General features: G+C 61.5%; 14 protein-coding genes and 4 pseudogenes. 11 read left to right on the top strand and 7 right to left on the bottom strand.

All coding sequences use genetic code 11. The annotated features are described in order from the left end of the window. From groEL to EOA38_RS05865, 3 genes and pseudogenes are all read right to left on the bottom strand, one after another. On the bottom strand, positions 1 to 674 hold a 674-nt coding region (gene groEL, locus EOA38_RS05875; RefSeq protein WP_127298710.1), incomplete at its 3' end, for a chaperonin GroEL. Between the two features lie 65 nt (positions 675 to 739). Then, positions 740 to 1,033: pseudogene (gene groES / locus EOA38_RS05870) on the bottom strand (co-chaperone GroES); the annotation flags it as partial. A gap of 62 nt (positions 1,034 to 1,095) precedes the next feature. Then, a complete protein-coding gene (locus tag EOA38_RS05865) occupies positions 1,096 to 1,443 on the bottom strand; it encodes a hypothetical protein (RefSeq protein ID WP_063169239.1) in 348 nt (115 codons plus the stop codon). A 1,010-nt stretch (positions 1,444 to 2,453) separates the two neighbouring features. Between EOA38_RS05865 and EOA38_RS05860 the strand changes: the two genes are divergently transcribed. From EOA38_RS05860 to EOA38_RS05830, 7 genes and pseudogenes are all read left to right on the top strand, one after another. Continuing rightward, the gene (locus EOA38_RS05860; protein WP_024505644.1) at positions 2,454 to 2,777 is read left to right on the top strand and encodes a DUF736 domain-containing protein; all 324 of its coding nucleotides are present in this window, start codon (positions 2,454 to 2,456) and stop codon (positions 2,775 to 2,777) included. A 181-nt stretch (positions 2,778 to 2,958) separates the two neighbouring features. Further along, the gene (locus EOA38_RS05855; protein ID WP_024505645.1) at positions 2,959 to 3,228 is read left to right on the top strand and encodes a helix-turn-helix domain-containing protein; all 270 of its coding nucleotides are present in this window, start codon (positions 2,959 to 2,961) and stop codon (positions 3,226 to 3,228) included. Beyond that, complete coding sequence (locus EOA38_RS05850) at positions 3,225 to 3,773, top strand: S26 family signal peptidase (RefSeq protein WP_024505646.1); 549 nt, start codon at positions 3,225 to 3,227, stop codon at positions 3,771 to 3,773. The genes EOA38_RS05855 and EOA38_RS05850 overlap by 4 nt, the downstream gene beginning before the upstream one ends. After that, positions 3,761 to 4,444, top strand: a complete 684-nt coding sequence (locus tag EOA38_RS05845) for a lytic transglycosylase domain-containing protein (protein WP_024505647.1) — start codon at positions 3,761 to 3,763, stop codon at positions 4,442 to 4,444. Before EOA38_RS05850 ends, EOA38_RS05845 begins: the two co-directional genes overlap by 13 nt. A 178-nt stretch (positions 4,445 to 4,622) precedes the next feature. Then, entirely contained in the window at positions 4,623 to 6,593 is a 1,971-nt protein-coding gene (rlxS, locus tag EOA38_RS05840) for a relaxase/mobilization nuclease RlxS (RefSeq protein ID WP_024505648.1), read from the top strand. Positions 6,594 to 6,948: 355 nt separating this feature from the next. Then, entirely contained in the window at positions 6,949 to 7,935 is a 987-nt protein-coding gene (locus EOA38_RS05835) for an ATP-binding protein (RefSeq protein ID WP_126057775.1), read from the top strand. Positions 7,936 to 7,952: 17 nt separating this feature from the next. After that, positions 7,953 to 10,421, top strand: a pseudogene (locus tag EOA38_RS05830) (S8 family peptidase). Between the two features lie 232 nt (positions 10,422 to 10,653). On the opposite strand, the gene EOA38_RS05825 reads toward EOA38_RS05830, so the two are convergent. Genes EOA38_RS05825 through EOA38_RS05810 form a run of 4 tightly spaced genes read right to left on the bottom strand, consistent with a single transcriptional unit; the run spans position 10,654 to position 13,578 of the window. After that, on the bottom strand, positions 10,654 to 12,183 hold the full coding sequence (locus tag EOA38_RS05825; protein ID WP_126057776.1) for an E2 ligase fold family C protein: 1,530 nt from the start codon (positions 12,181 to 12,183) through the stop codon (positions 10,654 to 10,656). Between the two features lie 3 nt (positions 12,184 to 12,186). After that, on the bottom strand, positions 12,187 to 12,675 hold the full coding sequence (locus tag EOA38_RS05820) for a Mov34/MPN/PAD-1 family protein (RefSeq protein ID WP_126057777.1): 489 nt from the start codon (positions 12,673 to 12,675) through the stop codon (positions 12,187 to 12,189). Further along, complete coding sequence (locus EOA38_RS05815) at positions 12,672 to 13,289, bottom strand: putative metal-binding protein (RefSeq protein ID WP_126057778.1); 618 nt, start codon at positions 13,287 to 13,289, stop codon at positions 12,672 to 12,674. Before EOA38_RS05815 ends, EOA38_RS05820 begins: the two co-directional genes overlap by 4 nt. Next, positions 13,282 to 13,578, bottom strand: a complete 297-nt coding sequence (locus tag EOA38_RS05810) for a DUF2604 domain-containing protein (protein ID WP_126057779.1) — start codon at positions 13,576 to 13,578, stop codon at positions 13,282 to 13,284. Before EOA38_RS05810 ends, EOA38_RS05815 begins: the two co-directional genes overlap by 8 nt. A gap of 311 nt (positions 13,579 to 13,889) precedes the next feature. Between EOA38_RS05810 and EOA38_RS39720 the strand changes: the two are divergent. The 4 genes and pseudogenes from EOA38_RS39720 to EOA38_RS05795 form a co-directional block, all read left to right on the top strand. Then, positions 13,890 to 14,129 (top strand): annotated as a pseudogene (locus EOA38_RS39720) (hypothetical protein); the annotation flags it as partial. After that, a pseudogene (gene fni, locus EOA38_RS05805) lies at positions 14,118 to 15,041 on the top strand (type 2 isopentenyl-diphosphate Delta-isomerase); the annotation flags it as partial. The pseudogenes EOA38_RS39720 and fni, both read left to right, overlap by 12 nt. A 515-nt stretch (positions 15,042 to 15,556) precedes the next feature. Beyond that, on the top strand, positions 15,557 to 17,863 hold the full coding sequence (locus EOA38_RS05800) for a S9 family peptidase (RefSeq protein ID WP_126080685.1): 2,307 nt from the start codon (positions 15,557 to 15,559) through the stop codon (positions 17,861 to 17,863). A gap of 833 nt (positions 17,864 to 18,696) precedes the next feature. Then, on the top strand, positions 18,697 to 21,775 hold a 3,079-nt coding region (locus EOA38_RS05795), incomplete at its 3' end, for a Ulp1 family isopeptidase (RefSeq protein ID WP_245480774.1).

The following is a 21,775-nucleotide window of genomic DNA, read 5'->3' as shown; positions in this document are numbered from 1 at the left end:
TTCTCGTGCAGGAGGATGTAGACGTCCTCGAGCTCGGCAACCATCTTGTCGGCGTTGGTGACGAAGTAGGGCGAGAGGTAGCCGCGGTCGAACTGCATGCCTTCGACGACTTCGAGTTCGGTCTCGGCGGTCTTGGCTTCCTCAACCGTGATGACGCCTTCGTTGCCGACCTTCTGCATCGCTTCGGCGATCATCTTGCCGACCGAAGCATCGCCGTTGCCGGCGATGGTGCCGACCTGGGCAACCTCTTCGGAGGTCTTGATCTTCTTGGCGTTCTTGATCAGGGTCGCAACGACGTCGGTTACCGCGAGGTCGATGCCGCGCTTCAGGTCCATCGGGTTCATGCCGGCGGCAACGGCCTTGTGGCCTTCCTGGACGATCGACTGCGCCAGAACGGTCGCGGTCGTGGTGCCGTCGCCAGCGATGTCGTTGGTCTTCGAAGCAACTTCGCGGACCATCTGCGCGCCCATGTTTTCGAACTTGTCCTCAAGCTCGATTTCCTTGGCGACGGTGACGCCGTCCTTGGTGATGCGCGGGGCGCCGAACGACTTGTCGATGACCACGTTGCGGCCCTTGGGGCCGAGCGTGACCTTCACCGCGTCAGCGAGGATGTTGACACCGCGCAGCATGCGCTCGCGGGCATCGCGGGAGAATTTTACGTCTTTGGCAGCCATTTTTAGCTCCTGGCAGGGGCTTCAATCGAGCCCGGGAATTCAGTTGACGAAAGGGCCTGATATGAGCCGATGATGCCCATGATGTCGGATTCCTTCATGATCAGAAGGTCTTCGCCATTGAGCTTGACTTCCGTGCCCGACCACTTGCTGAACAGGATGCGGTCGCCGGCCTTGACGTCCAGCGGGACCAGCTTGCCAGCTTCGTCACGAGCGCCGAAGCCGACAGCGATGATCTCGCCTTCCTGCGGCTTTTCCTTTGCCGTGTCGGGGATGATGATCCCGCCAGCGGTCTTGGATTCGGATTCGACCCGGCGAACGACCACGCGGTCATGCAGCGGGCGGAACTTCGACTTTGCCATTTTCGGATTTTTCCCTGGTGCGCTGTTGAGGGGTTTTTGTTAGCACTCGCGATGGACGAGTGCTAACGCGATAGTGAGGTAGGCTGTAAGCGGGCACTCGTCAAGACGGACGAGGGCAGGCGAGGAGCTCTGGCCCCCTCCCCGGTGGAACCCAACGCATACGCGGCATCCGCGTTGATGGCTGCGAGCCCCACATTTCCATTGAATTCGGCGTCATGACGCCAACTTGCTCGCGCCGCTTCCAAGTCGTCAGTCGTGCTGCCGTCAGCACGAACATAGGGCTGCGCTTCACTTCCCGTCGAAGCCGCGGCAAGCAGCGTCGCCGTCAGCACGCTCCTTTGCAGATGCTTGCCAAAGGTGGACAGTGAGCGCACCTGCGCCGGGCTGTTGGTGCGAACGTAAGACGTCATTGACAACTCCTTTTTGCAAGTCGAGCCCCTTCTCCACCTTCGGCCGCCGTCGACGCGAAGAAGTCCGCATCGCGTTGAAGACGAGCTGCGAAAAAGAGAAAGATGTGTTTGATGGCTGCGGCCCCAACGGTGCCTTCAGATTTGAGATCACTTCCGCCGCGAGCGGCTGAAGCTCCTCGCAACGTCAAATCGAATCTGCTGCCAAGCCTCCAGGAAAGGAGAGCATTGCTCATCTCGCGCTTGTGCATGCAGTCAACCTTCGATCCGTGTTGCCACATCAAGAGCAAATGCCGTGCCAAAGCTCACTGGGAAGTGAACGCATGGCTCTCCCTGAAAACCTCACAAATCCAGCATGGTCAATTGTGCGGAACCCGACATGCGTCTTCTGCCACTGTCAGCTTTCGGACAGGCATGACGCGTTTCGCGCCGACCACCGGTCGATCGGTTTTGGGGCCGGTCTGTTCGCCTCATAAGAGCGCGTTACATTGCGTAGCGGTTTCCCGAGCGCCGCCACATGACACTGGACCTGCAGGTAGCACCGGCTTCTCATCCAGCCTTACTTTGGCCCCCTCGCGTATCAAATTCCCGCTGGCGAGCCCTGCTTTCATAGATCGCACCATGCCGGATGTCTGCTCTGGCGCCCGACCCGCTGGCACGATCTCGATCCGGCATAAGGGCGCAGCATCTTTGCAGGCCGTTTCATCCCGGCGTCCTGCTTGGCTGACAGACCGCACTTGGCGAGCGGTCTCCATGCTCTCTCCAAGGACCATCCCTGCGGCTGGCTTGTCGACCTATGGGCGGGTCCGGCCGCCCGAAACCCTCGCGCCATCAGCTTTTTTCCCCGCCGCCTGCGGCGGCTTCCTCGCGCCGCTTCGCTCACAAAAAAGCTGCCCGCTCGGGTCCTTCACTGTCGCTGCGGCCCTGTCGGATTCAGGCGGTCCTGACGCGCCCATTACGGTGCGCCATCGCAGGGGATGGTCCCCGGCGAAACCACAAAAGGAGACTTCGAAATGACCGCGATCGGTTACGTCAACAAGCAGGAAAACGGCGCCTACAAGGGCCAGTTCAAGACGCTCAGCGTCCGCGCCGACATCGATATCGTCCCCAACCAGGCCAAGAGCGCCGATAACCATCCCGACTTCCGGGTGCTTACGCAAGGGGTCGAAGTCGGCGCTGGCTGGATCCGCACCGGCGAGACTTCCGGCAAGGATTATGTGAGCCTGTCGATTGCAGCGCCGGAGTTCGGACCGCGCAAGCTCTACGCCAATCTCGGCCGAGCCGCCGGCCAGGACGATCACGACACCTACGCCATCATCTGGAACCCGGCCGACTGACCGGCCGAGATAAGAGCCTCGCGCCGCAGCCCCGGCGCGGGGCTCATTCCCAGGAGTTCCACCCAAACCCCGTCCGCCCTAAAGGGCGGCGAAAACTCTCCCCCGACTCTTCGCCCGTCCCCGAGACGATCTCCCTCGCCCATCCTCGCCCTCGCTTGTCCGAAGCGAAACGAGGATCATCATGGACGACGAAAACGAACGCGCGGCCCGCGCGAAAAAGGGCAGCCCGTTTCTCAGCACAGCCCAAGCCGCCTTCTATATCGGGCTCTCCCAGCGCACGCTCGAAAAGATGCGGCTCAAGGGCGGCGGCCCGAAATTCCGCAAGCACGGCCGCTATGTCCGCTATCACATCGACGAACTCGACCATTGGTCGAAAGGACACCCGCAGCACTCCATCGCCGGCGATGGCAAGGCCGGTTCCGGCCAGGGCGGCACGGGAGGCCGTTCATGAGGCGGCGCCCTTCCATCCATCTGATCGGCAGCCGCCTGAGGCGTGTTCGAGCCCGTAAGACGGTCGCCTTGGCCGCGGCCGGTCTCGGTCTTTTGGGCTTCACGGCGCTGGGAAAGCCCGCCCCTTGGCTGGTCTGGAACGCCTCGGCCAGCGCGCCGATCGGCCTTTACCGCATCGCTGCGGGAGCGCTGGCGCGTGGCGATCTCGTGCTCGTGCGCCCGCCTGAATACGCGGCGTATCTCGCCGCCGAGCGCAGCTATCTGCCTCGCAATGTGCCGCTGGCAAAACGTCTTGCAGCGCTGCCGGACGATAATGTCTGCGCCTTCAATGACGCCATCATCATCGGCGGCGACATCGTCGCGCGCCGGCTCAAAATCGACGCCGAAGGCCGACCTTTGCCATGGTGGAACGGCTGCCGAGCGCTCGGGGATAACGAGGTTTTCCTGCTCGGCAGCGACAAAAACCGCTCCTTCGACAGCCGCTATTTCGGGCCTGTTCCCACTCAAAATGTCATCGGGAGGCTCGTACCACTATGGACCGAGTGACCCTCCTCTTGTTGGGCATGATCGCCATTGCGCCATGCGCCTGTTCCGCCTCGACCGGCGCTGAGCCGGTCGCCATCTCCCAAAGTCCGCAGCTGCGAAAGTGGCAGACGTTGGTATCGGAAGCAAGCCGGCGCTTCCATATTCCCCAAGCCTGGATCTATGCCGTCATGGCTGCCGAAAGCGGCGGCAAGACAATGCGCGGCGGCCGCCCCATCACCTCCCCCGCTGGCGCCATGGGCCTCATGCAGGTGATGCCCGGCACCTATGAAGAGATGCGGGTCGAACACGGCCTTGGGCCTAACCCCCACGATCCGCGCGACAATATCCTGGCCGGCACGGCCTATCTCAGTGCCATGTATGACCGCTTCGGATTTCCTGGCCTGTTTGGCGCCTACAATGCCGGTCCCGAGCGCTACGACGAGCATTTGAAGCGTGGCAAACCGCTGCCAGAAGAGACCGTCGAGTACCTCGACCAACTCAAGGCGGCCGGAGTTTCGGCGGCCGACATCGAGGCGTTCGAAAGCCAATCTGTCGCTCCAAAGGCGCAAATCGCTCCTCTCGGACGGTCGCTGTTCTTCATTCATGACGGTGTTCACTCAGGCGTGCGAAACGGCGATCTCTTCGTGCCGCTCGGCAAGGACGGCGCGCAGCCGAAGGAGCCGGTGCGTTAGCCATGGCGGACGGGGGCGCGTCTGGCGGGGCTGGGCGCGGAAGGCAAGATAAAGGTACCGCCTCCAGGAGGCGGTTAAATCTTTGTCTGCACATCGTTTTTCCGGGAGGCTGCCGCCGGTGCCAAGAGGGTTTGACGTGTAAGTGTCTGATTTTGCTTGATATGTCTGGGAGGCTCGCATTAAGGATGACGAGTTCAGGCCGAAGCTCGGCAAAATCGGGTCGCGCGGCTCGAAGGCCGGCAAACGCTATGCCGGCCAGGTTCGTGCGGCGATCAACCGGGCTGGCGGCCGGCCGCAACGCGGTGGTCGCTTCACAGGAAGCCGGACAGGGCGCGGCGGGGCGGCCGCCGCACTGCTGAAATCGCGCGACCGGTATGCCGCCTTCCGCCAGCGCCGGGTGATCGTCAAGGCGCGGGTCGTCAAGCTCGCCGGCAAGGGCGCGGACGGGGCGCGTGCCCATCTACGCTATCTTCAGCGCGACGGGGTCACCCGCGAAGGTGAACCTGGCGAGCTCTACGGCGCCGACAGCGGCCGCGTCGACGGCAAGGCGTTCATCGATCGCGCGGACGGCGACCGCCATCAGTTCCGCTTCATCGTCGCTGCCGAAGACGGCATCGAGTACGACGACCTCAAGGCGCTGACGCGGCGGCTCATGGCGCAGATGCAGGAAGACCTCGGCACGAAGCTCGACTGGGTCGCGGTCGATCATTTCAACACCGGCCACCCGCACAGCCACATCATCGTCCGTGGCAGGGACGACCGTGGCGAGAACCTGGTCATCGCGCGCGAATATATCTCATCTGGCATCCGCGAGCGGGCGGCCGAGCTGGTCAGCCTCGATCTCGGTCCGCGAACCGACCGCGAGATTGAGCTTCGCCTGCGCCGGGAAATGGAGCAGGAACGCTTCACCAGCATCGACCGTCGGCTGCTCAGCATGCGTGATGATGACGGCCTGGTCTCGCCGGGCGGTCCCGACGCCATTCGCCAGACGCTGCACCAGGGACGGCTGCGCAAGCTCGAGCGGATGGGTCTGGCCGCGGAGGTCGGCGCTGGCTCCTGGCGCCTCGACGATGAGCTCGAAGCCACGCTGCGCCGCACCGGCGAACGCGGCGACATCATCAAGACCATGCACCGCGAACTGACCGGCAAGGGGCTTGCCCGCAGGGCCGCCGACTGGGTGATCCACGATCGATCCGGCGAGCCCGTCCAGTCTCTCGTCGGTCGCGTTGTCGCGCGTGGACTGGCCGACGAGATCAATGACCGCCATTACATGATCGTCGACGCCGTCGACGGTAAGAGCCATTGGATCAACATCGGTAGAGGCGAGGCGATGGAAACGATGCCTAATGGCTGCATCGTGCGTGTCGCGCCAAGGAACACCGAGCCGAGGCAGGTCGATCGTACCATCGCCGAAATCGCCGCCGCGCATGGCGGCCGTTACGACGTCGATATGCACCTGAAGCATGACCCATCCGCCACCGAGAGCTTTGCGCGAACGCATGTGCGGCGGCTGGAGGCGATCCGCCGCGCGACCGGCGGCGTCGAGCGAGAGCCGAACGGCACCTGGCTCATCGCGCCGGACCATCTCGATCGCGTCGCGAATTATGAGGGCCAGCGGGCCAGGGCCGAGCCTGTCGTTGCCGACAAGCTCTCCTCAATGGCGCTGGAGCGACAGGTCAGCTTCAACGGCGCCACCTGGCTCGACCGGGAGCTGGTTGCCGATAGACCCGAGCCTTTGCACGGATCCGGCTTCGGCCGCGACGTGAGAGAGGCGCAAGCTCGCCGGCGGCAGTGGCTGATCGCGCAAGGCCTCGCGCATAAAGAACAGGATGGGATCGTCTATCGAGCCAACATGCTTTCGATCCTGCGCCAGCGAGAACTGAACCGTGTTGCTGGCCAACTGTCGGAGGAACTTGGCCTGCCCTATGCCGAAGCGCGATCCGGAGGACGAGTAGAGGGTACGCTCCGCCGCTCCGTCGAGCTTGCCAGCGGAAAATATGCCGTCGTTGAAAAGTCGCGCGAGTTCACGCTGGTGCCATGGCGGCCGGTGCTTGAGCGCCATGTGGGCAAGGAGGTCTCCGGTGTCGTAAGTGGGGAGGGGATTTCATGGACCGTCGGCCGGCAAAGGAGCGGACCTGGTGTTTCGTGAGATGGTGTACAGCTTTTTAGCCAGCGGCGCGGGCAGCCATGCGAGCCCGCGTAGACCTTATGGCCGCACGCCCGCAATCGGTCGCATGGACCTGCCAGGCGGGGCGGCTTTGGAGCGTTCGGACCCGACACGCTGCGTGAGTGGCCAGACTTCGAGCGCTCGAAGATGCGGACTGTTGTCTGCTGGCCGGCGTTATTCCGGCTGGCCTATGACCGCGGCGCAACAGTTCACCGCTGAAGTTGCCACGGGCGAACATCGACAAGAGAAAAAACACCATTGCGCGATACAAATCGCCGTTGAAAGCGTTTAGGTTGCATGCGCTTCGCCAAGTAAACGGATACCCCAGAAGAGAGCCATGACCACGGCCCGCCATATCGTGACGCTGCTTAAAAGCCACATTGCCGGCGACGAGGATCGTTTCCTCTCTATCGCGATGCAGCTTGCTGCGCATGAGGCACGTCAAGGCCATGGTAAGCTTGCTCAGGAGCTCAAGGATCTGGTCGACGCAGCCAAGAGCAGGGACGCCCGGATTGTCAAGAGCAGTCGGCCGGTTCCCCTTTTTCAGCCAAAGGGCGAGCTCGCAGGGCTCCTGCATGTGCGCTATCCGGACCTGCGACTGACCGACATGATTTTGCCGGACAGTCTGCGCTCGCGCCTGCACCGCGTGCTGGGAGAGCAGCGCCAACAAGCAAGCTTGCGCGAGCACGGGCTTGTTCCCCGTCGCAAACTGCTTCTGGTCGGCCCGCCAGGATCAGGCAAGACGATGACCGCCTCGGCATTGGCCGGGGAGCTTCATCTGCCCCTTTTCACGATCGTCCTCGATGGTTTGATCACCAAGTTCATGGGAGAGACTGCCGGAAAGCTGCGGCTTGTTTTTGATGCAATGCAGGCGACGCGGGGCGTCTACTTCTTTGACGAATTCGATGCCATCGGCGCGCGTCGAGGCGAACGCCAGGATGTTGGCGAGATTCGGCGCGTGCTGAATTCGTTTCTGCAGTTTCTCGAGCAAGACGACAGCCACAGCCTGATTATTGCGGCAACAAATCATCCCGAGCTGCTCGACAGAGCTTTGTTCCGCCGTTTCGACGATGTCATCGAATACGCCGTGCCCGATCGGCCGATTATAGAGGCGCTGCTTCGGGCTCGACTCGACCGCTTCGACACCAGAGGGCTTGCCTGGAACGAGGCGATCTCTCAGGCAGAGAGACTGTCGCAGGCCGAGATCACGCGCGCGGCCGACGACGCTGCAAAAACCATCATATTGCGGGGGGGGAAGCGGATCACCTCGGAAGCGCTCATCGACGCTCTGAAGGAACGCCGGCAGGCGTCGCTGTTTGAGTAGCGACAGCACAGATCATAATGGCAGACGATTTTCCGCGCGACCGCGCCCATATCCACCTTCGCAACAACGGCATTCGGGAAGCCTATCGGCGGCCCAACCAACTTATACATGCACCGCCGCTGCCGGCGCGTGATCGGGCGTCGCATGCTGCGGCCTTGACGCAATCCATCGAACAAGCGGTCGAAAGTGCACGCCAGCAGATTGCGGCGCGTGACCCCCAGCTGTCGGTCGGCACGCCTGGCTTTTACCTCGCGATCGATCTGCCCATGTCCGGACGGGCGGCCCTCGACCAGTTGGCCGATCGTCGCCAGCACATGGAGCTGGTCGCCGTCCATGAGCCAACTCAACCCGGTGCTCCCATCACAGCGTCGGTGTTCCTGCCGCAAAGCGCGCAAGCCTATTATTTGCGGAAAGTCGAGGCGTATCGAGACGTTGATACTGACCGCGGCAGACCGCGCAACGAGCCGCTCGTCTCCCGCATGGAGACAGTCAGGCTGGCGACTGCACGATCGTTGTTTACCGACCACGACGACCTCTTCCCCCAGGCCGCTGACGAGCAGGTGTGGTGGGAAGTCTGGCTGCGCGACGGTCGCCGCGAGAACTTCGAGCACATTGCCGAAGCCCTGAACATCACTTTGCGCACGCATGCGGTTAGGTTTCCGGAGCGGGTGGTCATGCTGGCCCTCGCCAGCACGGCAATGCTCGACCGCATGATTGCGCACAGCGATGTCGTCGCCGAGCTGCGGCGCGCGAAGGATACGCCGTCCTTCTTCCTGGGCCTTGGCGGCGCGGAGCAAAGGGACTGGAGCGACGAGCTTCTCGGGCGCGTCAGACCGCCTCAATCCGATATTGCGGTCTGCATTCTCGACAGCGGCGTGCGTCGCACCCACCCGTTGATCGAACCCGCACTTGCCGTTTAAGACTGGCACACCGTCAAACCGGCATGGGGCAGCGACGACACACCTGCGTGGAGCGGCCACGGGACGCGAATGGCAGGTGTCGGCCTGTACGGTGATCTGGTCCCGCTCCTGGTCGGAGGCGATCCAGTTCCATTGCCCTTTCGGCTGGAGAGTGTTCGTATCCTTCCGCCAGAAGACGAGGCAAACGATCCAGAACTCTATGGCGCGATCACCGCGGAAGCGATCGCCCGCGCCGAGGTGCAGGCGCCGGAGCGCCGCCGCGCGATCGCAATGGCTGTGACAAGCGCCAGTCCGGCGCGTGGAAGGCCCACATCGTGGTCTGCCGCTATCGACCAACTCTGTTTCGAAGAGGAACAGCGACGCTTGATCGTTCTCTCTGCCGGCAACATCGGCGATGACCTCATGCCGGCCGAGCATTTGACGCGCAACGATCTGGAAGCAGTCGATGATCCTTCTCAGGCCTGGAATGCGCTGACGGTCGGCGCTTTCACAGAAAAGGTCGATATCATTGACACCGACTTTTCGGGCTACGCTCCGATCGCGCCGGTCGGCGAGCTCTCGCCGCGCAGTCGCACTTCGGTCGTTTGGGACAGGCAGTGGCCGGTGAAGCCCGAGGTCGTCTTCGAAGGCGGCAATCTCGCCCATGACGGTGTGTTGCCCGGCGAGCCGATCGACGATCTGCAGATATTGACCACTTTCTGTCGACCCGAACTGCGCCACTTCACCACCCTCGGAGATACGAGCGCGGCAACGGCCCATGCCGCACGGATGGCGGGACTAATTCTATCAGCGCGCCCCGAGCTGTGGCCTGAATCGGTTCGCGCCCTGATCGTCCACTCGGCCGAATGGACTCCGGCGATGCGCGCACGCATCGATGCGTGCAACGGAGCGAAGGGCGAGATCCAGGCGCTCGTGCGGCGCTATGGTTACGGCGTGCCAGATCTTGGGCGCGCGCTTCTGTCAACGGTGAACGACCTCACGCTTATCGTTGAAGATGAGCTTCAGCCTTTCCAGCGCGAGGGCGGCGCGGCTGCCAAAACGCGTGACATGAAGCTGCATCGCCTGCCTTGGCCGAAGGAGCAGCTCGCGGCGCTCGGCGCTGCCCAGGTCGAGCTCCGCGTCACGCTGTCCTATTTCATCGAACCCAACCCCGGTGAACGCGGATGGACCCGCCGGCATCGTTACGCGTCCCATGGTCTTCGGTTCAGAGTAAAGTCAGCGACCGAGACAGTCGACGAATTCCGAGCCCGCATCAATCAGGCCGCTCGGGACGAGGAGGAAGGGGCGCCTGCTGGAGGCGGAGAAGAGTGGCTGCTCGGCACCTTCCGCGATCGCGGCTCGTTGCACGCCGATTTCTGGTCGGGCAGCGCCGCCGATCTCGCCGAGCGTGACGCGATCGGCGTGTTCCCGGTCGGGGGCTGGTGGAAGGAGAAGCCTTACCTGGAACGCGTCGACGCTCTGGCTCGGTACGCCCTGATTGTGACGATTCGGGCGCCTGGGGTCGATGTTGACATCTTCACACCCGTCGAAGCAGCCCTGACTGTCGAGACGTCGGTCGAGACCTGATGCAGCACTGTCCAAACCGGCCAACAACGGAGGTTTGACCAGCCTCTGGTGCCATGGCGGCTGGTGCTGGATCATCACGTCGGCACGGGATCATGCGCGGAGGACGATAGGCCGGCAAAGGAGCGGGCCAAGCGTGTCATAATGGCGCCCATGGTCACGCCCACAAGCCGCGCCCCCTGCGTCTACGGAGAGGTGCGCGTCTGCTTAGGCGGCCGAGACATCGCTTACCTGATCAACGCGCTCCGTATTTGCGCCTGTAAGCGGCAATGAAATCGTCGTCGCTACAGATGCAGCGGCCGCTGGAGTCCTTGGCCTTCGGATCGTGCAAGTGAGAGCCAAGGGGGCGCAGAAGATTCACCCGAGTGCTCGTCGTCGGGCTCATGGGAAACCCCGCACTATGCTTGACCAAATCCGCGGCAAGCATAATCCCGGCAAGCACCGACTGAAAGGCCATCGGAACCACAGTTCGAACGCGGCGACTTCCTTCGCTAAGCTGGAACACCAGACCGCCGCAGATAGCCTGCTGATAAAAGGAGCGCAGGGGCTGGCCGACAAACGGGGCTAGCGGTTCAAACGGCACAGCCATCGCTGTAGCCACGCGAACTACAAAGTCGTTGGGAACTCCGGCATTTGTCTGCAGGAGCGTTTTCACCTGCTCGTGTGCTTCCGGTATTCCGAGTTCCTCGGCAATCAGCTGGTGCTCGTCCTTGGATTTTCCGGATGGCAGGTACATGCAACAAAGGCAAGCCTGGCCGTCATCGAAACCATGCCGGGAGATACCGAGATCGTGCTCCTGCATCCAAGCGTTTGCGATCCATCGCGGCAGTGCACCTTGGACAGCCAGACGGTCGGCGGCGGTGTCAAGCGCCACACCCACTTGGTCTAAGACCCAATTGCCCCGGCGCGCAACATATTCTGCCCACGTCAGAGGGTGCGCCTCGACCTCAAGGCCAGTCGATCTAAGGGCGGTGGCTGCAAGAACCGCCTTGGACATACCAATCTCCGCCTGGCCGGCCAATGCGTAGCGCTGCAGGTTTGAGAGTTCGATCGCTTCGTGATCGATTACATGCAGACGACCCTTGAGATCGGGTTGTCTCGCTAGCGCCCAAAGCGAGCCATGGCCTATCGCACCGAGCCCAACGAGGTGGGTTTCGCCAAGGTCGACTGGGAAGTCGATCGGGCCAGCCTCCCCGGCTTTGGTCTTGTCGTAGCTGCATAGCGAGAGGTCGATGGTTTCGTCCAACTCGGCGCCGGTCAACTGGGCGGCGAAGATAGTTCGAAAGACGTTGGCGGCGCCGAAGCAACTGGCGGCGCCAGCTCCAAAAGGCAGCAGACTTGGGCCAGAGCCCACCGGGTCCGTACGCGACAGCTTTGCCGCCCAACCGTCCGATCCCACGAAAAAGATCGGGCACCGGAGTGATGGGCGCGTTACCCCTGCAACGACGCAGACGGTGGCAGACTTGCCGGAACGCCGGATGCCGACTTTTGGATTGATCGACTTTGCCAAGCGCTCCAGCGCTTGGGCTTGAGAGCTCGCCGCGCTGTCCAGCGGGAGTATCGCCAGAACCGGGTAGAGCCTAGCGAGCAATCTCACCGCAAGATCTAGTGTCGCCTGGCCTTCGGCGCAGGAAGCGGCCTGATGGTCGAAGGCGACTGCCACGACCTGCTTTTCAAGAGCTGCTTTGAAGTCTCCCAGATGAAAATCGGCCAGGACCTGAGATGCCGCCGTGGCGGCACGATCGATGAAGTTAGCGAATGCCATTGTTCAACTCGATATCATGATCATTCGCGACAGTGCCGCGGGAGGGAGCGCATTCCATTTGGCCTTTTCGTCAAGCCGATAGGCGGCGACCCGAGCAAAATCGAAAGGCTCGCGGGCGAAATTCGGCACTACCAGCGACAGACACCCAACCGTGGTAGCAACCGCATAAGCGTCGTCCGTCGTCGAATGGTAGGCGCGGCCCGGATGGCTGTGAATCTGGGCCAAGAGTTTCAGGCCGCTTTTGTAGAGCCAGACATTGAGCCGGTGCAGTTCTTCGGCCGCAACGATCACGCAAACGCCATCGTTTGTCCGAATGTGACGCTGCGCCGGGATAACCGTCTCTGTTACGGCAAAGTGCCGGTCTTGCTGAACGCCGACCCAGAGCGCCATCCCCTCATTGCCTTCGCGACCAACTGAGCGCAGATGCCCATGCGTGGTCGAGATGCAGCCGCGCGGGAGAGTCACGATCGTTACATCTCTCAAACCAGTCATTCTTGTATCGCCTGAGGGGATACCACCATTCCTACGATTGCCGGTGGGAGTTGAATCTGCAACTGCTCTATAGGAATGATTCCGTACTTGATGATCTTGTCCAGGATGAAGGCCAAACAGCCTTCGCCAGAACCCCGATGAAGTAGCCATGGATCACCTGAATGGGCTGGATTGTCGTGGTATTCCCGGACGCCCGCCATGCACAGGAATGGTTCGTCCTCGGGACTGTTGGCCTGGATGAAGTCCGTCAGCGGCACGGCGTTCTGCTGGATGAGAGCTCCTATCATCTCCGGCGGCGTTCCGGGCAGCGGCGGACGTCTAAGCATTTTCAGGTATAGATCTTTCCGGGCAATCGGATGACGCGTAAACGGATCGACGAAGACCACGGACGGTGGTCTTAAGTCGTAGTCGGTGAAGTCGACCTCGCTCGCTGCGCTGATCACCCGTGGTTTTAACTTGAGGCTTGCGAAAATGAAGAAAGCGCGCGGAAAGGTCGCCTCGATCAAGAAGCAGCCCTGAGCCCGATAGACATCAGCATATGGCCGGAACCGGCCGATCTCCCGATCAAACTTCGCTCGGGAGACCTCCGGATCCACACTTTGGGGTTTAGGCACCTGCGACGCCCGCCTTCAGGCTGAGGAACAGGGTCACAGTATTCGGGAAACCGAAATCGCCAAGCTTCTTGTCGACGTCGAGCAAGTTGCCGGCCTCATCCTTCAATTCCCAATTCTCGGCTGGTTGGGCGACATTCTGCGTGTTCTCAAGGGCTTTGGTACGAATGACGTGAAGCGGCTGGTTGGGATTGGCTTCGACCTGCGTGGGCTGGCCGTTCACCACCATCGTGATCTCGATCTTGCCCGGCCCGCCGCCGTGATTATCGCCCTTACCCGAATCCTTCGACATTGTCCTACTCCTGTGGCTTGCCAACCGTCCCACGCCCTGGCGCCCACCTGCGAGTGAGACCGGCGGTCTTCAATCGTTCACCCGGCGCCACGGCCGCGAGTACGCGAAAGACAGGGGATAAGCTACCGAATCGGTGCTTGCCTTCTTTTATGGGTGACTTGAGCCGCAAGTAAATGGTCTCAAATTGCTCCTCACAACTATAATCGATTATAGCAATGCGAAAATATTGGCGACACGCCTATTCATCTGCTCTCTCACTCGCCTGCTCCGTGCTTGGCAAGGGGAGCTTTGACTGCGTCACGCGTCCCCCAATCCTGCAACGCATTCACCCGAGCCTGCGCGACACCAGCGCCCGCACCGGCCGTGATCCGCAGAACGAAACGCTGATCGTGGCGTTCTATCGCGAACTGGCGCTGCTGTTCTGGCTAGACGATTGCAACGACGTTGGCCTGATCGCGCCGGAGCAGCTCGCCGCCGTGGAGCAGGCGCTGGGGCACGGCGTACCGTGCGTTCTCTCCGGATTCGAGGGCTGCGCTCAGCTGCGCGCTTCGCTGGTGCTGGATCGGCGAACGGCGCCGGCCACGGTGGCCGCTGGCTGGGAGTACATCCATTTCGAACACTGCGCACTGCCCGAGTTGGACCTGACGCAGATCGACCTGCGCGCCTCGCTGCTGGGCAAGGCTATGCGCGCGCCGCTGCTGATCAGCTCTATGGCCGGCGGCATGCCACGGGCCGAGGCCATCAACCGGCATTTGAGCGAGGCAGCGCAAGCCTTGCGGATCGCCATGTGCGGTTCGCAGCGTGTGAGCCTGCAATCCCGTAACTCCCAGGGGCTAACGCGCGCGCTGCGCCGCCTGGCGCCAGACATTCCCTTGCTGGCCAATATCGGCGCCGCGCAACTGCGGGAGGCCGACGGCCTGGACCTGGCGCGTCGCGCGGTGGACGCGCTGGAGGCCGATGGGCTCATCGTCCATCTCAATCCGCTGCAGGAAGCGGTACAGCCGGGAGGGCGACCGCGACTGGCGCGGCGTCCTGGCGCTGATCGCTGGCGCCGCGCGCATCGTGGGCGTGCCGATCGTGGCCAAGGAAGTGGGGGCGGCCTGTCCGCCTCGGTGGCCTGTGCGCTCGTCGAGGCGGGCGTGGCGGTAATCGATGTCGCCGGCGCCGGCGGCACCAGTTGGGCCGCAGTGGAGGGCGAGCGCGCCCGCAATGCCGCCGACCGTGCAGTGGCGATGTCATTCGCCAATTGGGGGATTCCCACCCTGACCAGCGTGCAGGCGGTGCGTCGGGCGCTGCCAACGGTGAAGCTGATCGCGTCGGGCGGGATCCGCGATGGCGTCGACGTGGCCAAGGCCATCCGCCTGGGCGCGGACATCGCCGGGCAGGCGGCCAGCGTGCTGGGCGCGGCGACAGTGTCCACCGAGGCCGTTGTCGCGCATTTCGAGATCGTCATCCGCCAGTTGTTGGGTCACCATCAAACCAATTTGACGCCCCGGGACAATATCGTCCGGCATTGTCCGGTGTGCGACGATGTTGGGGATGCGACATAGGCGGATTGCCGTGTATTAAACCGCTTTTCCTTTGGCACGCATATTGCGCCCTATCGGTAAACCTCGTCATGGGCCGGCGGCAATCGCTCGGAGATTGTCGAAATAGCACAATCTGCCGGGGTGACATCCGGCCCGACTAGAGCAGGACCTTTCAGATGATGCAGAAAAGCAAGCGGCCATACTCGCGGGGAAATAGTCGCGTCAGGGCTGCATGGACGCTCTTTCCTGGTTGTTTCGGCGACGGACGCCAACTCTTCAATCGGCACCCGAACCAGTGCCTGGATGTCCAAGGAGCGCCCCTGTTGCGCGTGCCTGGCTGCACCCGCGTGCTGGCTCTCCTCCAAGGCGACGCTCGGCGCTGCTGCAGACCGGCGACGAGAACCCAACTTCAAAATTAGCATTCCGAAAACCGAAAGAAGTGAACAGGTATGTCCAGGATCGGCGCTTTGACGCGCGCGGCATGGCGATCGGCAACTCAGACGCTGGCCAAGGGTTCGAAAAGTTTACACCCGACGCTAGCGCCGGCCGATTTCAAGCGCGCACTTACGATCAACGATCGATATGGCGGGCTCACTGTCAATGTCCCCAAAATGCCTTTCTGGCTGACCGGGGGTGAAGCCTTCGTCTACCGCCGGACTAGCCACGGCGAGCAGCAGTTCATGCAGGTCGATGCTGCCACGGGTTTCAAGCGGCCCGCTTTCGATCAGGCGCGTCTGGCGGCAGCGCTAAACAAGGTGAGCCATGAGAGCTATCAAGCCGGCAATCTTCCGTTCGACCGTTTCGAACTGAGTGAGGATGGTCGCAGGCTCGACTTCCAGATTGAAGACACCCGGTGGAGCTGCGACCTTGCAAGCTATGACTGTACCAGCACCACATTCGATGCAAGGAAAGGGGACCGTAGGGAGCTCAGCCACCGCTACACGCCGCCAGCGGAGAACAACCCCGACAAGAGCAACGCGTCGCCCGACGGCAAATGGATCGCCTATATCAAGAACTGCAACGTTTTCCTGCGCAGCGAGGACGGATTGCAGGATGTTCCTCTGAGCCGGGACGGAGCCGAAGGCAATTGCTACGTCTTTTCGACGCTGAGCTGGTCGCCGGACTCGCGCCACCTCGCCGCTTACCTTGTTCGCCCCGGCTATAGGCGAGAGGTCCGCTACCTCAATTCATCGACGGACCAGTTGGAGCGGGAATATTCAACAATATTCTATCCCAGGCCGGGCGATGTCCTTCCGCTGCCCCAACCAGTCCTGTTCGACATTGCCGGCCGGCGCCAGATCGTGATTGACGGTGCCCTCTTCTCGAACGTCTTCGAACTTTCCCCTCTCCGGTGGTGGGCGGACAGCCGCGGCTTCACTTTCGAATATAACCAGCGCGGGCATCAGCTCTATCGCTTGGTCGAGGTAGACGCCGCCTCGGGCCGCGGGCGCTCCCTGATCGATGAGACCAGCGAGACATTCGTGGATTATTTGCCGCTGGGGCATGGCCAGGAGGATGCCGGAAAAATCTTCCGTTACGATGTCGATGACGGGAAGGAGATCATCTGGGCATCAGAGCGCGACGGGTATGAGCATTTGTATCTTTTCAACGGCCGGACAGGCGCGCTCGAAAACCAGATCACCCGAGGTGAGTGGGTCGTCCGGAGGGTCAACCATGTCGATCCGGTGAAGCGTCAGATCTGGTTCGAGGCGAGCGGGATGAACTCGCAGGAGGACCCCTATTGGGTCCATGCTTACCGCATCGGCTTTGACGGCAAGGGACTGACTGCACTGACGCCCGAACCGGCCAACCACCATATCGAGTTCTCGCCTGACAGGCGCTATTATGTCGATCTCTGGTCACGCATCGATCTGCCCCCGCGCATGGCACTCTACCGCGCCAGCGACAATGCCAAGCTCCAGCAGATCGAGACGGCCGACATTTCCGAGCTCGTCGCCGCAGGCTGGCAGCCGCCGCTCAGTTTCCATTCCAAGGGGCGCGACGGCAAAACTGACATCTGGGGTGTGCTCCACCTGCCAGCCAACTTCGACCCGACGAAGAAATACCCGGTTGTGGAGAATATCTATGCTGGACCCCACGGCTCCTTCGTCCCAAAATCCTTCTCGCGGTGGACAGAGCCGCTCACGCAGCTGGGCTTCGTCGTTGCTCAGATCGACGGCATGGGCACCAACAACCGCTCCCGCGCCTTCCATGATGTTGCTTGGAAGAATCTGAAGGACGCAGGATTTCCCGATCGCATTCTGTGGCACAAGGCGGCGGCCGCGCAATATCCATGGTACGACATATCCAACGTCGGCATTTTTGGCGCATCCGCCGGCGGCCAGAGTGCAGTCAGCGCGCTGCTCTTTCACCCCGATTTCTACAAGGTCGCCGTCGCCAAAAACGGCTGCTTCGACAACAGGATAGACAAGACCTGGTGGAATGAACTGTGGATGGGGTGGCCGGTCGGCATTGAATATTCGCAATCCTCCGCCGTTGACAATGCTCACAGGCTGCAGGGCAAGCTGATGATCGCGGTCGGCGAAATGGATGATAATGTCGATCCGTTTTGCTCGTTCCAGCTTGCCGATCGACTCATCAAGGCAGGAAAAGATTTTGACATTGTCTACGTTCCTGGTGCCAATCACCATACTCTAGGCACCTACACCGAGCGCAAACTCCTAGACTTCTTCGTTCGCAACATTCTCGGTCAGACCCCGCCCGACTGGAACAGCAAACCGATCGAGCTGGAGTAGCTTGTGGCTCTTGCAATTGTTAGCTCGCCTTATCGGCTGTAATCAGGGCGAGGCGCGAGCAAATCTGCACCGAAGGACGATCGTGGAGTCTAGGACTTGCGCTGCGTATTGAGGATAGGCTCGCCGCGACGTTGGTCTGAGCAAACTGCTTGATAGGCACGCCTGCAGACCGCGTGTGTGCGATTGCAAGATCCCCTATCAGCCTGGTGTGAAGCGTTCAGGGGAAAAGCCGCACCCAACGCCGCTTCCGCTCGCCGTAACGCTACGGCGGTGCGGCCCACCCGATCCGCTCGACGAGCATAGGAACACATAGGTCCCCGAACGGACGATTACCTTGGCAATAGAAGACCCTCGTCGGTCATCGCCGCTGTGGGTGGCAGCCCGTCGGTCTGGAGCTGCCACGATTCTCATCCTCGCGTCACATATGAGCTGAAGCTTTCCGGATCGGGTATCCAATCGGCATCCAGTTGCTCGGCGATATGGTTGAATTCTACCTCAGGACAAGAGTGAGTAGAGCAGCCCCGCTACGAAAATCCTATCCTGGTTCGTTTGACGCATCGACTATTCAGATTGATTGGCGTGATACCCGGCGCGGCCGCAACACGCTAGGCCGTCAACCGCTGAGCAGAAAACCAGCCTTCGCCTTCCGCGGCGGCGGACCTCGTCAGCCTTTCGAAAGCTTGCCTGAGTAGGTTGCTCATGTGATCTGTGGAAGTGAGGCTAGCGTGCACCCGTACAAACTGGACATTCATCGTAGCAGCTTGGCTGCAGGTGCAGCACGCCGTACCGCACGAGCAAGCGGACAAGCCGGCCAAGCCGGTTTTGAGCAGCACTTGGGCGAATTGCAGGCGGCGGATGAGTTGATGAGTGCACCAGGCGAGGATGTCCTCGTCAATGGCTCGCATGGCAAAGGTGAGTTGAGACCAACGAAGAGGCAGAGGATCCAAAGCAATCTGCAGCATGCTGTCACTGAGCGGCAACCAGGTCAGGTTGGTGACTCAGGCGCTCGCGCGATGATGCAACTCCCTGCCCATCAGGTGGGTACATCGGAACGGGAGGCGCAGCTCGCGATGCAGGGGGATGAGCACGAATACACCCCAGCGCCGCATCTCGATGGGTCGATGCCCTCGACAGTGCAGCCGGATCGTCCAATTGTGGCCCCCGACGGTGCCGACAAGCGTCCTGTTTATTCCAACGATGCCACCGCCATCGAAGGGCTGAAGTCTGCACTCCTTGCGGGTAAAGCCAGGCCGGACACGGTCACTCGCAGCGCAAATTCTCTTTTCGGCTTTAGTCGTTGGCTCTTTCAAAACAAAAAGCCAGGGTTTGCTGCTCGGCTTTACCATCCGTCGCTGAGCCAGGATCTCGAGGAGTACGAGAGTAGGGGTGGTTCCTCCACAGTGGCTGGCGCACTGCGTCAACTGATGAAGCCGATAGGCGGAGCCGCCCCGATTGTGGGTCGCGCTGTCCTGAACCCCCATCCTGACGACGCCGCGCTCACTAGACATTTCAGATCCGCGAGCGGCTACGCAACTGCTCTTAACCATTTCAGTCATTACCTACGTCAAAATGACAAGCTCGGGATTGCGGGCCGGATTTACGATGAATCGCTGGATAAAGATGTTGAGAGCTACAAGGCCGCCTCCTCTACTCGTGGAGCTCCGATCGAATCTGCACTGGTTTATATCCGCAAGCACCCGCCGCGCGTTATACTCGGGAGTCATCTGGAAAACGCGGTCAGCATGGAGGCTCGTCCCCGTGGCGACGCTGCTCAGCATACCGCACCACAGCAGGGATTCGATTGGCCAGAGGAGCTCCTGCCGGTAGGTTATAAGGAGGGCACCGATCTACCATTGTCTCTCGCCCCAACCGCGCACCAACACCAAGCACCCGACTTTGGAGAGGCCGTCCCTCACTTGAACTGGCGCCACGGCGACCAGGGCGCCCCGGAGGGGCTGGTAGCTGCACGGGACAGGAGCAGCCCGCTGCCAAGCGAGGCGGTGCCACATAAATCTGGACGGGGACTCGCTACGCAGCCCAGATTGTGGGCGGAGAAATCCGCCTCGCCAGAGCTCTTTCGACGGCGGGCGGAGCAGGCTCTGCCGGCGTCCGCCAGAGGTGTGGAGACATCCTCCGCGGTTGATGAAGCCGCCGCTCGCCAAGCTTTGGCTTGGTTGCAGCAGGAGATGGAGGGGATCGAACCGATGCAGGATCCTCATAAGGTGGCTACACCGGAATCTGAGGCGCAGCTCGTCAGGCAGAGGGATGAACACGAATCCACCCCAGCACCGCATCCCGGAGGTGGTGGTTCGATGTCCTCGACAGTGCAGCCGGATCGTCCAATTGTAGTCCCCAACGGTTCCGACAAGCGTCCTGTCTATTCCAACGATGCGACCGCTATCGAAGGGCTGAGGGCAGCATTCCACGCGGGTAAGGCCAGCGCGAACACGGTCACTTTCAATGTAAATTCTCTTTTCGGCTTTAGTCGGTGGCTCCTTCAAAACAACAAGCCAGGGTTTGCTGCTCGGCTTTACCATTCGTCGCTGGATCAGGATCTCAAGGAGTACGAGAGTACGGGTGGTTCCTCCACCGTGGCTGGCGCACTGCGTTACCTCAAGAAGTCGACAAGCGGAGCCCCGATTATGGGTCGCCCTCTCGTGATCCCCTATCCTGACGATGCCGAGCTCATTAGAGATTACAGAGCCGCTTCGACCAAGGAGTACCTGGCAGCGCCTGCGACCGGACGGAATCCAGATACCGTGGGCGGCTATACAAATTTTCTTAGACATTTTAGCCAGTATCTGCGTCAAAATAACAAGCCTGGGATTGCCGCTCGGATTCACGACAAATCGCTGGATAAAGATGTTGAGAGCTTCAAGGCTGTCTCCTATGGTAATAGACTAAGTATCGGTTCTGCATTGGCTCACCTCCGGGATATCCTGCCGCGCATTGTGCTCGGGCGCGAAACTGTCCTTGCTGCTCATCCGGCAGACGCAGTCACCAGGCGCGTTGGGGCCGCTGCTGAAGCTGGGCCAGCGGCACCGGCAAGAGCTCCCCAACCCGCCTCGCCAGCAACCGCTAAGCTGCCAGGCACCTACCGCGGCCTTCCACTGGTTGATGTGACCACACTGACGACCAGTTCCTCTGGGGCTCAGATCGGGGCGCTCGATCCGACAGCCCCGTCCAACGTTGCAACGGGGCGGGTGCTCGGCGCCGCCGAATGGCTGAGCGACGCCCATGTCCAGAGAGATTACAATTTGCTGGAGCGGCAACTGCAGGGGATCAATCCGGCGCTCGCTGCCCGGACTCGGCTGGTGGATCCTTCCGTATCCCATCTACTGCGACACACGTCGCCGCAAGACGCTCGAGGCATATTGCAGTCCATCTATAATCAAAACAACGCCACAGCCGACTTCCTGTTCTTGCCAGTGAATAATGGCACGGCTACTAGCCCCGGCACCCATTGGTCGCTGCTGCTCGTTGATCGCCGCGACCCCGAAAGGCGGTTCGCCTATCACTACGACTCCCTCCAGCGAGAGGGATATAACGACGTGCCTGCAAAACAGCTCGCAGGACTGCTGAATGCTACCTTGGCGCCAGCCCCCATGGCCAGACAGACGAACCATTATGATTGCGGCGTATTTGTCCTGGAGGGCACGTGGGCGCTGGTTGAACGATTGGTGAAAGGGCAGCGGCCAGACCACGAGCCGCTGCCCCTCGACAACCTCGTTGCCGATCGGCAGGCGCTGCAAGACCGGCTAAGGAGGCGCTTGCCGCACGAGGAAGAGCCGCGGCAGCTGCTGGAGGATGAACCCGCCTCCCCACCGATGATGGCATTCGAGCCAGGGGAACTGCGGCAACTGTTGGAAGACGAGCCTGACTCCCCACCAATGATGGCGTTCGAGTCAGGGG

The sequence above is a fragment of the Mesorhizobium sp. M1E.F.Ca.ET.041.01.1.1 genome (assembly GCF_003997355.1).
Taxonomy (GTDB): Bacteria; Pseudomonadota; Alphaproteobacteria; order Rhizobiales; family Rhizobiaceae; genus Mesorhizobium.
Note: the sequence above shows the minus strand (reverse complement) of the source record. Positions and strands in the feature narration are given on the sequence as shown.